11 protein-coding genes are annotated in these 13,527 nt (G+C 60.6%); 6 read left to right on the top strand and 5 right to left on the bottom strand.

Annotated elements, in window-relative coordinates; translation table 11 throughout:
- Positions 1-70: 70 nt before the first annotated feature.
- Entirely contained in the window at positions 71-574 is a 504-nt protein-coding gene (locus DLM85_RS26240; protein WP_279387752.1) for an HU family DNA-binding protein, read from the bottom strand.
- On the opposite strand from DLM85_RS26240, the gene mutY reads away from it, so the two are divergent.
- From mutY to recG, 4 genes are all read left to right on the top strand, one after another.
- Positions 560-1,654 (top strand): A/G-specific adenine glycosylase, encoded by a 1,095-nt coding sequence (gene mutY, locus DLM85_RS19700; RefSeq protein ID WP_243636059.1) that lies wholly within the window; start codon positions 560-562, stop codon positions 1,652-1,654. The genes DLM85_RS26240 and mutY overlap by 15 nt on opposite strands.
- A gap of 94 nt (positions 1,655-1,748) precedes the next feature.
- Positions 1,749-2,186, top strand: a complete 438-nt coding sequence (locus tag DLM85_RS19695; protein WP_111479881.1) for a single-stranded DNA-binding protein — start codon at positions 1,749-1,751, stop codon at positions 2,184-2,186.
- Positions 2,187-2,319: 133 nt separating this feature from the next.
- Entirely contained in the window at positions 2,320-2,901 is a 582-nt protein-coding gene (gene gldD / locus DLM85_RS19690; protein WP_243636058.1) for a gliding motility lipoprotein GldD, read from the top strand.
- Between the two features lie 100 nt (positions 2,902-3,001).
- The gene (recG, locus tag DLM85_RS19685; protein ID WP_111479880.1) at positions 3,002-5,098 is read left to right on the top strand and encodes an ATP-dependent DNA helicase RecG; all 2,097 of its coding nucleotides are present in this window, start codon (positions 3,002-3,004) and stop codon (positions 5,096-5,098) included.
- A 57-nt stretch (positions 5,099-5,155) separates the two neighbouring features.
- Here the strand turns inward: recG and DLM85_RS19680 are convergent, their stop codons facing one another.
- Positions 5,156-5,494, bottom strand: coding sequence for a hypothetical protein (locus tag DLM85_RS19680; protein WP_133257160.1), 339 nt, complete (start codon positions 5,492-5,494; stop codon positions 5,156-5,158).
- Between the two features lie 511 nt (positions 5,495-6,005).
- Between DLM85_RS19680 and DLM85_RS19675 the strand changes: the two genes are divergently transcribed.
- A complete protein-coding gene (locus tag DLM85_RS19675; protein ID WP_111479878.1) occupies positions 6,006-7,235 on the top strand; it encodes a hypothetical protein in 1,230 nt (409 codons plus the stop codon).
- 3 nt (positions 7,236-7,238) lie between these two features.
- A complete protein-coding gene (locus DLM85_RS19670) occupies positions 7,239-7,553 on the top strand; it encodes a hypothetical protein (RefSeq protein ID WP_111479877.1) in 315 nt (104 codons plus the stop codon).
- A gap of 122 nt (positions 7,554-7,675) precedes the next feature.
- Here the strand turns inward: DLM85_RS19670 and DLM85_RS19665 are convergent, their stop codons facing one another.
- From DLM85_RS19665 to DLM85_RS19655, 3 genes are all read right to left on the bottom strand, one after another.
- The gene (locus DLM85_RS19665; protein WP_111479876.1) at positions 7,676-9,463 is read right to left on the bottom strand and encodes an acyl-CoA dehydrogenase family protein; all 1,788 of its coding nucleotides are present in this window, start codon (positions 9,461-9,463) and stop codon (positions 7,676-7,678) included.
- A 346-nt stretch (positions 9,464-9,809) separates the two neighbouring features.
- Positions 9,810-10,988: a thiolase family protein gene (locus DLM85_RS19660; RefSeq protein ID WP_111479875.1), complete on the bottom strand. Its 1,179-nt coding sequence runs from the start codon at positions 10,986-10,988 to the stop codon at positions 9,810-9,812.
- A gap of 98 nt (positions 10,989-11,086) precedes the next feature.
- Positions 11,087-13,495: a 3-hydroxyacyl-CoA dehydrogenase/enoyl-CoA hydratase family protein gene (locus DLM85_RS19655; RefSeq protein ID WP_111479874.1), complete on the bottom strand. Its 2,409-nt coding sequence runs from the start codon at positions 13,493-13,495 to the stop codon at positions 11,087-11,089.
- Between the last annotated feature and the right edge of the window lie 32 nt (positions 13,496-13,527).

The following is a 13,527-nucleotide window of genomic DNA, read 5'->3' as shown; positions in this document are numbered from 1 at the left end:
CGAGGCAGACCAGCACGGCGGCGGCCGGCAAGTTTACGAAGAACCGAGCGGTTTTGGGCCTAGCCGGAGCTTAGGCTTGTACCGGCTGCTCTTTTACCTTCTTGCTGTTTTTGATCTTGCTGATGAAGGTTTTCGAGGGTTTGAAGCTCGGGATGAAGTGCTCGTCGATGATAATCGACGTGTTTTTCGAGATGTTACGGGCTACTTTCCGGGCGCGTTTCTTGTTTACGAAGCTACCGAAGCCACGCACGTAGATGTTGCTGCCGTTGGCCATCGAATCCTTCACCACTTTGAAAAAAGCCTCAACGGTAGCGGACACGTCGGTCTTTTCAATGCCGGTCTTCTCGGCAATCTCGGCAATTACTTCTGCTTTGGTCACTGTATTAGGAACCTGAAAAGTGAAAAAAAGAATGGGCAAAAAGCTTTCAAAATCCCGTAAGCCCTTGCCCGGTAGGCATTTCGGGGCACAAAGGTAGCCCCGTTTTTTGGTTTTACAAATGTAATTGCCAAATACCCTGACGGAAAGCAATTGCAAAGCAATATATTCACAATCAACGAGTTGAGCAATTTTCATACCCAACCCGCCCAGCCTTTCTTCGCCCAGGCCTTATTGGACTGGTACCCGCGCCACCGCCGCGACCTGCCCTGGCGCCGCACGCAGGACCCGTACGCCATCTGGCTGTCGGAAATCATTCTGCAGCAGACGCGCGTGCAGCAGGGCCTGCCCTACTACGAGCGGTTTCTGGCCGCTTACCCGACGGTGCAGGACCTGGCCAATGCCCCCGAGCAGGAGGTATTGCGGCTCTGGCAGGGCCTGGGCTACTACTCCCGGGCCCGCAACCTGCGCCTGACCGCCCAGCAGGTGGTCAACGAGTACGGCGGGCAGTTTCCGGGCTCGTACGCCGAACTGCTGAAGCTGCGCGGCGTCGGGCCGTACACAGCGGCGGCCATTGCCTCCTTCGCCTTTGAGGAGCGGGTGGCAGTGCTCGATGGCAACGTGTACCGGGTGTTGAGCCGGGTGTTCGGCATCACCACCGACATTGCCCAGCCCGCGGCCCGCAAGGAGTTTCAGCAGCTGGCCGACCAGCTGATTTCGTATGAGAATCCGGCCGACTACAACCAGGCCATCATGGAGTTTGGGGCCATTCAGTGCACGCCGGTGAACCCGGACTGCCTGTTTTGCCCGGTGCGGGAGCAGTGCTTCGCGTTTCAGCACGGCATGGTGCAGCAGCTGCCGGTGAAGGCGAAGGCCAAGGCAGCCCGCACGCGCTACTTCCACTACTTCGTGCTGCGCCACGGGGAGCAGGTGTATCTGCGGCGGCGCGGCGGCAAGGACATCTGGCACGGCCTCTTCGACTTTCACTTGCTGGAGACGCCGGCAGCCGAGCTGCCGGCTCAGGCCTTGCTGACGGAGCTGGAGCAACTCGGGGCGCAGGTCATGACGGCCAAAGCCAGTGAACCGGCGGCGCTGGTGCGGCACACGCTCAGCCATCAGAAGGTGGAGGCGCGGTTTCACGAGCTGTGGCTGGCTGTCCCGCTGGTGCCAGCGGCGCTGCAACAAGCTGGTTTAGAAGCTTATGCTGCAGCCCAACTGGATGAGCTGCCCAAGCCGGTTATCATTACCAACTACCTCGAGCAGAAAGCAATAATTTAATTGCTAACATATTTGGAATTAAGCAAATTTATTTAGTTATTGTATAGACAATTCAACCCTTATTCCTTCATTTTCAACCAAACACGAACACCCCATGTCGAGCGTAAACAAAGTAATTCTTATCGGCAACCTGGGTACTGACCCGGAAGTACGGCACCTGGAAAGCGGCGCGGCCGTAGCGCAGTTTCGCCTGGCTACCAACGAGTTCTACAAAGACAAGCAGGGCAACCGCGTGGAGCGGACCGAGTGGCACAACATCGTGGCTTGGCGCGGACTGGCCGAAATGGTCGAGAAGTACGTGAAGAAGGGCCAGTCCATTTACGTGGAGGGCAAGATTCGCACCCGCCAGTATCAGGACAAGGACCAGCAGACCCGTTACGTGACCGAAATCGTGGCCGACGAAATCACCATGCTGGGCGGCGGCCGTGGCCAAAGCGACCAGGCCAGCGGGCAGCAGGGTGGCGCGCAGGCAGCGCCGGCCGAGCAGAAGACCTTCCGCCAGGAAGCCGAGCTGAACGAACTGCCGTTTTAAACCTGCTGTTTAGTGGCAATTGCCGCCCCGGTCACGTGCTGGCCGGGGCGGTTTCGTTTGCGGCCGGACGCGGGCAAGCATCCGCGCTGATTTCCGGCTAATTTTGAGTTGTCATCCTCTTTTCTGCCCGCCTGTGCTTCGCTCCTGCTGTGCGCTGCTGGCTGCCGGGCTGCTGCTGACCAGCTGCAGCTCCGCGCCGGACTACACGCCCAAACCCAAAGGCTTCAACCGCATTGACCTGCCGCCGCACACCTACCAGCGGCTGGCGCCGGGCCACCCGTACCAGTTCGAGTACTCGACGTCGGCGCGGATTCTGCGGGACTCCTCGTACCTGGCGCAGCCGCACTGGATCAACGTGAATTACCCGCAGCTGCACGCCAACGTGCAGATTACCTACACCGACATCAAGGGCAACCCCAAGCTCTTCAACAAGATGCTGGAGGATGCGCGCAAGCTCACGGGCAAGCACCAGATCAAGGCCACGGCCATTGAGGAAAACACGCTGAAGACGCCCGACGGCAGGAAAGTGGCCGTGTTCGAGCTGAGCGGCGACGTGCCGAGCCAGTTCCAGTTCTACACCACCGACTCCACCAAGCACTTTTTTCGCGGGGCCCTGTACTTCCGCACGGCGGTGGCCAACGATTCCCTGCAGCCGGTCATCGACTACGTGAAGCAGGACATCGTACACCTCGTCAACACTCTGAAATATCAATAGGCCTTGATGGCTAAATGGCGAAACTGTTGCATGGCTGGTCGTTCCGATTCAAGCAGAACTATCAACCATTCAGCAATTTACCCATTTAACAATCTGACTCTTGAGTAGCATCTTCACCACCAAGATTTCCCTGCTGCGCGGCATGGACACGCGGCGGGCCGACGTGCTGGCCAAGGAGCTGAACCTGTTCACCTACGGCGACCTGGTGCAGTTCTACCCCTTCCGCTACCTCGACCGCACCCAGTTCTACCACGTCGTCGACCTGCACGACGACCTGTCGATGGTGCAGGTGAAAGCCACCGTGCGCAGCAAGGAAGTGCTGGGCGAAGGCCGCAAGCAGCGCCTCGTGGCCCAGGCCCAGGACGAGAGCGGGCACCTGGAGCTGGTGTGGTTCAAGGGCGTGAAATGGTTCGAGAAATTTATCAAGAACCATCAGGAGTACATCATTTTCGGCAAGCCGACGCTGTTTAATGGCAAGCCGCAGATGGCCCACCCCGAGTTGGAGGAAGTGTCGGAGCAGAAGCCGGGCACCTCGTTTCTGCAGCCGGTATACTCCAGCACCGACAAGCTGCGCAACTTCAACCTCGACAGCAAGGGCATTGCCCGCCTGACGGCGCAGGTGATGAAGCTGTGCGCGCCGCACTTCCACGAGACCCTCTCGCCCGAGCTGATTCAGCGCTACGCCCTGATGCCCAAGGCGGAGGCCATGCAGCAGATCCACTTTCCGCAAAGCAACGACCTGCTGCAGGCGGCGCGGTTCCGGCTGAAGTTCGAGGAGCTGTTCTACGTGCAGCTCAAGCTGCTGCGGCAGCGCGACATGCGCAAGGTGGAGCTGGCCGGGCAGATTTTCGACAAGGTGCCCACCCTCACGCACTTCTACAAGAACGTGCTGCCCTTCGACCTGACGATGGCGCAGAAGCGGGTGATTCACGACATCTACAAGGACTTCACCGCCGGCAAGCAGATGAACCGCCTGCTACAGGGCGACGTGGGCTCTGGCAAGACGATAGTGGCCTTTATCAGCATGCTAATTGCGGCCGACAACGGGGCGCAGTCCTGCCTGATGGCGCCCACGGAAATCCTGGCCGACCAGCACTACGAAGGCCTGAAGAAGTTTGCCGACATGCTAGGCCTCAAGATCGGGCTGCTGACGGGCTCCACGCGCACGGCCGCCCGCCGGGTGCTGCACGAGCAGCTGCGCTCGGGGGAGCTGCACATGTTGGTGGGCACCCACGCGCTGCTGGAGGACGTGGTACAGTTCAAAAACCTGGGCCTCACCATCATGGACGAGCAGCACCGCTTCGGGGTGGCGCAGCGCTCCAAGCTCTGGCAGAAAAACCCCAACGTGATTCCGCACGTGCTGGTGATGACGGCTACGCCCATTCCGCGCACCCTGGCCATGACGCTCTACGGCGACCTGGACGTGTCGGTCATCGACGAGCTGCCGGCCGGCCGCAAACCCATCGTGACGGTGCACCGCTTCGATGCCAACCGCCTGAAGGTGTTCGAGTTTATGCGGCAGGAAATCCGCAAGGGCCGGCAGTGCTACGTGGTGTACCCGCTCATCGAGGAGAGCGAGGCCATGGCCGACTACAAAGACCTGATGGACGGCTTCGAGAGCGTGTCACGGGCGTTTCCGGAGTACCACGTGAGCATCGTGCACGGGCGCATGACGGCCGGCGAGAAGGATGCGGAGATGCAGCGCTTCGTCAAAAACGAGTCGCAGATTATGGTGGCTACCACCGTTATCGAGGTGGGCGTGAACGTGCCCAACGCCTCGGTGATGGTGATTGAGTCGTCGGAGCGGTTTGGCCTCTCGCAGCTGCACCAGCTGCGGGGCCGCGTAGGGCGCGGGGCCGACCAGAGCTACTGCGTGCTGATGTCGGGCTACAAGCTGAGCAAGGATACCCGCACGCGCCTGGAAACGATGGTCAGGACCAACAACGGCTTTGAAATTGCCGACATCGACCTGAAGCTGCGCGGCCCGGGCGACCTGATGGGCACCCAGCAGAGCGGCGTGCTGGACCTCTTGGTGGCCGATCTGGCCAAGGACGGGAAGATCCTGGCCGAGTCGCGGGCGGCGGCGCAGGAAATACTCAACGAGGACCCGACGCTGAGCAAGCCGGAAAATCAGAACATCCGGCGGCACATCGAGTCGTTGCCGGCTACGGCCGTGAACTGGAGCCGGATCAGCTAAGAGCCCCGACGCTCAACAATCCGGCATAAAAAAACGGCCTATAAGCCGTTCTGCAACTTAGTTAAGCGTGACGGGGTTCGTCTTTCGGCTATACTCAACACTGACGGCCTGCGCCGGAACGCTCTTGTAGCTGACGTGCTGCACAAAAAACGACTCGATAGACTCGGTATGCTGCCGAACCGTCGGCGGCGTCGTGGTTTGTGACGGAGCCGCCTGCGCCTGTTGCTTTACCTGCTTACCAACAAGGACCAGAGCAATCAGTAAAAAAAACTGTAATAAAGACTTCATGTGAAGGAAACGTTCGGTGGAAAGAGCGGCCCACCGCGCATAAGGCGGGAGCCTGGATTTCTGCCGGGCCCGGTTGGCGCGGTCAGTGAAGACCAGTGGCGTGGTCATCAAGCACAGAAATCAGCGTGGGGCGGCTGGAAAGCCCAATCTGTGCACAAATTTATTAATTATATGCAAATTAACAAGCTTTTCGCCCGTTGAATCTGCACTAACCAGCTTTACAAAGGAAACGGCAGGCGCTGCATAAGGTGTCAATCCGGAAGTTATGAAAGCATGAATATTTCATTTCAGGCATCCCCCGGCGGGGCCTTTACGGGAATGGTCGACTGATTGATACCTTTGGGGAGTACATTTTTCTCCGTTGGACGACTCTTGCTCCGTTAACCACCTAACGACGTGCGCTTTACATTTTGCAAAATTTTACCCGCCGGTCTGCTCGCCGTGGCGCTGCTGCAGGCGCCTTCGGCCCAGGCCCAGCGGGTCCGCTCCACTCCTTTCGCCTACGTGCCCGAACACAGCGAAGACCCTTATAACCAGCGGGTTCACGTAAAAAACCCTGGCCCTGCCCGGCAGCACCGACTTCATCATTCTGAGTCACCGCTCGGCCGGCGAGTATGCCGTGGAGCGCTACGACGCCGACCTCAGAAAGCTCTGGACTGCCACGGTGCCGGTGGCGCCCGGGGAGAGCATGGAAGCTTTTGCCCGCAACGACCAGCAGGCGCTGGTGGTGCTGCATCACAGCGACGAAACTGGCCAGCACCTGCTCGTGCAGCCCGTCGACCTGAAGACCGGCCAGAAGCTCACGGCCAAGAAAGTGGCCGAGGGCGGCACCCAGGAGCGCCGCCCGGGCATCAGCATCTCGCCCGACGGGACGCAGCTCGTGGCCTGGCGCTACGTGACGCGCGACGCGCAGATCAAGTCGCTGACGGCGGCGCACTACGACCGGCAGCTCAGCAAGCTTAAGGACCGCACCTACGACTTCCGCGACCTAGGCTCGTTCTTCTCCCCCAGCGTGCACGTGGCCAACGACGGCACCCAGTACGTGGCCCTCATCGGCGACGACAACCAGAAGCTAACCGTGCGCCGCTACCGCGACCAGGAAGCCGACATCAAGGTCATGTCGGTGACGGTGGGCGGCGTCTTTGGGGGCAGAAAGGTGACCGTGCGCGACTCGCAGTGGCGCCTGCTCGACGGGCAGACGCTCTACGCCGCCACTATCTGCGCCGATTACGCCTCGGGCGAGTACCAGAGCCTGAAGCTGGTGAAGTTCGACTTCGCCGCGGCCGACATGAAGTTTGCGCCCGAGTTCAAGTTCACGCCCGAGTACCTGGCTGAGACCAACAAGCTCACCGGCGCCAGCTACAAACGCCTCGACGACATTTACCTGTCGGACGTGGTGCGCACGGAGGACCAGAACGTGGTGGTCATTGCCGAGCACAAGGCCGAGGAAGGCCCCGACGCCCCGGTGCGGGCCCGGGAGCTGCACTTGTTCGGCTACAACGAGTTCCAGTCGCCGACCTGGCACCAGATCATTGCCAAAAACCAGGCGGCGCCCATCACCGAAAGCTTTACCGGCATCGGCTACCGGGCCGCGCCCATCGGCAACGACGTGCAGGTGGTGACGCTGGAGAAGCTCAAGGACAAAACCGACCTGTACCTGCGCAAAATCGGCGGGCTGGCGGGCACCGTGACCGAGCCCAAGGCCCTGGGGCTGAACGTGGCCAACGACCAGCAGGTGGCTTACGTGAAGGACTTCACCGCCTGGCTCGACGGCAAGACGATGATTGTGGTGACCCGGCCCAGCAAGAAGTCGGCCGCGCTGCAGCTCAACAAGCTGGTATTCAAATAAGCTGTGCTGACCTTCTACCTGTTGCCGGACGAAGCGCCCCGGCCCAGCCGGATGCGGCTGGACGAATTGCCCAAAACCGGCGAGCTGTCGGCCGAGGACTTTGCGGAGCTGCAGGCCCAGCGCATCATCGAAGGCCGGCTGGACTACGACCAGGACTTCCGCTGGAGCAAGGGAGTGGCGCAGATGAAGCTGCAACTGCTGCTGCACCGGCACCCCCAGCTGCGGCCCAACGACGTGAGCACGCCCGAGCAACGGCTGTTTGTGCTGCTGCTAAATGCCTCCGCTGCTGACCAGGGCTTGTTGGCCATTGCCGATTAGCACCTAGAACCAACGCACAAAAAGGGCCGCCCCGATACCGGAGCGGCCCTTTTAAGTTTTCCCCCATCGGGAAATACACAACCGGCCGTTTCCCCGCGGCCAGTTGTTCTGGTGCGTTCTGGTTAGAACGCGTATTCGTTGGCCTGGATCAGCACGTCGGCGATGCGGCGACGGGCGTCCTTGGCGTTGTAAAGGTCGGCTTTGGTGAAGCGCTTCAGGCCCAGGGCCAGCAGACGCTGCTCGTCGCCTTCGGTCATGGAGGCAATGGCCTCTTTGCCGAACTTGTTCACGTTATCGACGGTGTCGGAGAGGTACACGCGGGCAATGTCGATTTGCTGAGCCATGGCTTCTTCGCCCTTCACGCCGGCTTCCTTCTGCACGCGCAGGATGGTGCTTTCGGCGGTGTAGACCTTGATGGCCATGTCGGCAATGTTCATCAGCACTTCCTGCTCCTTGGCCAGGGAGTTCATGTACTTCTGCACGGCCGTGCCGGCCACCATCAGGATGGCCTTCTTGAGCTTGCCAATGGTGCGCAGCTCGGCCGCGAACAGGCTGTTGTCCTCGTCGCCGCCGAAGTCTGGAATGGCCATCAGTTCTTGCTGCACGGCCTGGGCCGGGCCCATCAGGTCCAGCTCGCCTTTCAGCCCCTTCTTCAGGATCATGTCGACGGCCAGCATGCGGTTGATTTCGTTGGTGCCCTCGAAGATGCGGTTGATGCGCGAGTCCCGGTAGGCGCGGTCCATCGGGTAGTCGGCCGAGAAGCCGTAGCCGCCGTAGATCTGCACGCCTTCGTCCACCACGTAGTCGAGCACCTCGGAGCCTTCCACTTTCAGGATGGCGCACTCCACGGCAAACTCGCGGGCGGCGCCCAGCAGGGCCTCGTTGTGGCTCTGGCCTTTGCCGAGCAGTTCCTGCTCCATGCGGGCAATGTCCATGCCCGCCCGGTAGATGGCCGATTCAACGGCGTAGATGCGGATAGCCTGCTCGGCCAGCTTGTACTTGATGGCGCCGAACTTGCTGATCGGCAGCTTGAACTGCACCCGCTCGTTGGCGTACTTCACGCTCAGCGTGGCGGCCATTTTGGAGGCGCCCAGGCAAGCCGCAGCCAGCTTGATGCGGCCGATGTTCAGGATGTTGAAGGCAATCAGGTGGCCCTTCCCGATTTCGCCCAGCACGGCCGATTTCGGCACTTTGCAGTCGGACAGGAACACCTGGCGCGTGGAGGAGCCCTTGATGCCCATCTTGTGCTCCTCGTTGCCGAGGCTCAGGCCAGGGTTGGTCTTCTCCACGATGAAGCCGGTGAACTGCTCCCCGTCAATCTTGGCGAAGACCACGAACACGTCAGCAAAACCGCCGTTGGTAATCCACATTTTCTGGCCATTGAGCACGTAATGCTCCCCGTCCTCGGTCAGCACGGCCTTGGTTTTGGCGCCCAGGGCGTCGGAACCCGAGCCGGGCTCGGTGAGGCAGTAGGCACCCATCAGCTCGCCGGAAGTCAGGCCGGGCAGGTATTTCTGCTTCTGCTCCTCGGTGCCGAAGTACAAAATGGGCAGCATGGCAATGCCGGTGTGGGCCGCGAAGGCCACCGGGAACGAGTGGCCGCCGCCCACGCCCTCCGTCACGCGCAGCGACGTGGGGAAGTCCATGTTCAGCCCGCCGAACTCCTCGGGGATGCTCACGCCGAACAAACCCAGCTCCCCGGCCTTTTCCATCAGGCCGCGCATCAGGCCTTCCTCGTGGTTGTCGAGGCGCTCCAGCAGGGGCTGCACCTCTTTCTCCACGAAGTCCAGCGCGGTCTGGTGCATCATGTTTTGCTCCTCCGAAAAGTCGGCGGGCGTGAAGACATCCTGGGCGTCGGTCGGTTTGATGATGAACTCGCCGCCTTTGACAAGTTTGTTGGTTACTTCCATGGCCGTGGTGGGAATTTGAGGTTGGGAAACTGTTCGGCTTGCCGACTATCTGGGGCCGGCAAGCGCCGGCTGGCAGTGGATACCGAAAGGTAATAAAAAATGTTAGGCGTGCCGACTACTTTTTGAAAAAGAAACCCCGAAGAGACGGGGCTTCTGGTAGTTGGCAATATCAGAACACCGGTATATCGGCGCGGGTTCTGGTTTACAACGAGTTTCTCTGGCACGTCATATCGAGCGAAGTCGAGACATCTCGCGTGCTGACGCCAGATAGTAAATTCTGTTCAACGAGGATTTTACTATCCAGCGAGATGTCTCGACAAGCTCGACATGACGTTCTAGCGGGCCGTTACTTCAGCAGCTCGTAGATGCCCGCTACGCCCTGGCCGCCGCCCACGCAGGCGGTGACCATGCCGTACTTCTGGCCGCGGGCGCGCAGCTCGTGGAACAGCTGGATCGAGAGCTTGGCGCCGGAGCAGCCCAGCGGGTGGCCGAGGGCAATGGCGCCGCCGTTCACGTTCAGCTTGTCCGGGTCGATGCCCAGCTCCTTTACCACGGCAATCGACTGGGAGGCAAAGGCCTCGTTCAACTCGAACAGGTCGATATCCTCCAGCTTCATGCCGGCCTGCTTAAGCACTTTCGGCACGGCCTTGATCGGGCCCATGCCCATGATGCGCGGATCGACGCCCTCGGTGGCGTAGTTCACCATGCGGGCAATGGGCTCCAGGTTCAGCTCCTTCACCATCCGCTCCGACATGACGATGACGAAGGCTGCGCCGTCGGAGGTTTGGGAGGAGTTGCCGGCCGTGACAGAGCCGGTAGCCGAGAATACCGGGCGCAGCTTGCCCAGGGCTTCCACCGAAGTATCAGCGCGGGGGCCTTCGTCGGTATCCACCACGTACGAGCGGGTTTTCTTTTTGCCGGTAGCCTGGTCGAGGTAGGTTTCCTCGACGGTAATCGGCACAATCTGCTCCTTGAAGCGGCCCTCGGCAATGGCCTTGATGGCCTTTTGGTGCGACTGGTAGCTGAACTCGTCCTGGTCCTGGCGCGAGATTTTGTAATCCTGGGCCACGGCTTCGGCGGTAAGGCCCATGCCGAGGTAGTAGTCGGGGTGCTGCTGGGCGAGCTTGTAGTTCGGCACGGTTTTCCAGCCGACGGTGGGCACCAGGCTCATGCTTTCGGTGCCGCCCGCAATGATGCAGTCGGCCATGCCGGCCTTGATCTTGCCCACGGCCATGGCAATGGTTTCCACGCCCGAGCCGCAGTAGCGGTTCACGATGAGGCCCGACACGTTGATGGGCAGGGCCAGCAACGAAATCAAGCGGCCCATCTGCAGGCCCTGCTCAGCCTCCGGCACGGCGTTGCCGACGATGACGTCGTCGACGCGCGTAGGGTCGAGCTGCGGCACCTCTTTCAGCAGGTGCTTGATTACCTCGGCGGCCAAGTCGTCGGGGCGGGTGAAGCGGAAACCACCGCGGGGCGCTTTGCCCACGGCCGTGCGGTAACCAGCTACGATATATGCTTCCATTGTTGGTTGTCAGTTTGAAGTTGTCAGTTGTCAGGGGCTGTTAGCTGCCAGCTGCCGACTTAAATGTCTAACAACTGACAACTAACAACTGTCAACTACTAATTGCGCAACGGCTTGCCAGTGGTCAGAATCGACTGAATCCGCTCCAGGGTTTTTCGCTCACCGCAGAGCGAGAGGAAGGCTTCGCGCTCCAAATCCAGCAGGTACTGCTCCGATACTTCCGTGGGCGCCGACAGGTCGCCGCCGCACATGATGTAGGCCAGCTTGTTGGCAATTTTCAGGTCGTGGTCGGAAATGTAGTTGCCCACGCGCATGGCGTGTACGCCGGTCATAAACATGCCCAGCGCGCCGCGGCCGTGCACCTTGATGTTGGTGCGTTGCACCGGCATGGTGTAGCCGTCCTCGGCCAGCTCGATGGCGGCAGCCTTGGCTTGGGCAATGACGCGGTTGCTGTTGACTACCACTTCGTCGCCGCGGCGCAGGAAGCCCAGGTCGAAGGCTTCGTGGGCGGAGGTCGACACCTTGGCGGTGGCAATGGTCATGAACGCGTTGCGCAGCAGGTTGTATTCCGGCTCACCCTCTTCGTACTTGAGGGCGGTGCGCAGGGTCATTTCCTTGGAGCCGCCGCCGCCCGGAATCAGGCCTACGCCGAACTCCACGAGGCCGATGTAGCTTTCGGCGGCGGCCACTACTTTGTCGCAGTGCAGGTTCAGCTCGCAGCCGCCGCCGAGGGTGAGGCCGTGGGGGGCACCCACCACCGGGATGCTGCTGTAGCGCATCCGCATCATGGCCTGCTGGAACTGCGCAATCATCATGTTCAGCTCGTCGTAGTCCTGCTCCAGCGCGAACATGTACACGAGGCCCAGATTGGCGCCGGCCGAGAAGTTCGGCGCGTCGTTGCCCACCACCAAGCCGCGGAAGTCCTTTTCGGCCAGCTCCACGCCTTTCAGCAGGCCCTGGATAACGTCGGAGCCCAGCGCGTTCATCTTCGAGTGGAACTCCACGTTCAGAATTCCGTCGCCGAGGTCGATAACCGAAGCGCCCGAGTTTTTCCACACCACCTTGCCCGAAGCGCGCAGGTTGTCGAGCACCACGAAGTTCTCGACGCCCGGAATGGCTTTGTAAGCCTTGGTTTCAATGTCGTAGAACTGCTTCACGCCCTGCTCGCTCACCTTGTAGAAGGAAGCGTTGCCGGCGGCCAGCATTTCCTGCACCCACGGGGCCACGGTTTTGCCTTCGGCCTGGGCCAGCTCCAGCCCTTTTTGCACGCCCAGCGCGTCCCAGGTCTCAAACGGGCCCATGTCCCAGCCGAAGCCGGCGCGCAGGGCGTCGTCGATTTTGTAGAGCGCGTCGGTGATTTCCGGAATGCGGTTCGACACGTAGGCGAACAGCCCGGCGAAGGTCTTGCGGTAGAAGTCCCCGGCTTTGTCCTTGCCAGCCACCAGCACCTTGAAGCGGTCGGCCAGCTTCTCGATGGCCTTGGTCGTCTCCAGGGTGGCAAACTTCACCTTCTGGCTGGGCTTGTACTCCAGCGTGGTGAGGTCCAGCGCCTGAATTTCCGACTTGCCGCCTTCACCCTTCACTTTCTTGTAGAATCCCTGGCCGGTTTTGTCGCCCAGCCACTTGTTCTCACCCATTTTCTTGAGAAACTCGGGCAGCTGGAAAGCGTCCCGGGCTTCGTCGTGGGGTAGGTTCTGGGCCAGGCCGTTGGCCACGTTCATCAGTGTATCCAGCCCCACCACATCCGAAGTACGGAAGGTGGCCGACTTGGCGTGGCCGATAACCGGGCCGGTCAGCTTATCCACTTCCTCCACCGTCATGCCTAGCTGCTGCATCACCTGCAGCACGTCCATGATGGCGAAAACGCCCACGCGGTTGGCAATAAACGCGGGCGTGTCCTTGGCCAGCACGGTGGTCTTGCCTAGGTACAGGTCGCCGTAGTGCATCAGGAAATCCACTACCGACTGATCCGTATCCGGGGTCGGAATGATTTCCAGCAGCTTCAGGTAGCGCGGCGGGTTGAAAAAGTGCGTGCCGCAAAAGTGCTTCCTGAAGTCCGCGGAGCGGCCTTCCGTCATCAAATGAATCGGGATGCCGCTGGTGTTGGAGGTGATGATCGTGCCGGGCTTGCGGTACTGCTCCACCCGCTCAAACAAACTCTTCTTGATGTCGAGCCGCTCCACCACTACCTCGATGGTCCAGTCGCAGCTGGCAATGTCCTTGAGGTTGTCGTCGAAGTTGCCGGTTTTAATGCGGCTCACGTCGGCTTTGCGGTACAGGGGCGAAGGGTTGGCCTTCACCGCCGCGTCGAGCGAGGCATTGACGATGCGGTTTTTCACCGCCGGCGAGTCCAGCTTCAGGCCCTTGGCTTCTTCCGCAGGCAGCAGCTCCTTCGGCGCGATGTCGAGCAGCAGTACCTGTACCCCGATGTTGGCGAAGTGAGCCGCAATGCGCGAGCCCATTACCCCGGAACCCAGGACCGCTACTTTCTTGATGGTGCGATTCATTCTCTGAAAAAGTGAATGAGTGGGAATGGTTG

Origin of the sequence: Hymenobacter edaphi (assembly GCF_003258365.1) — a bacterium.
Lineage (GTDB): Bacteria > Bacteroidota > Bacteroidia > Cytophagales > Hymenobacteraceae > Solirubrum > Solirubrum edaphi.
Note: the sequence above shows the minus strand (reverse complement) of the source record. Positions and strands in the feature narration are given on the sequence as shown.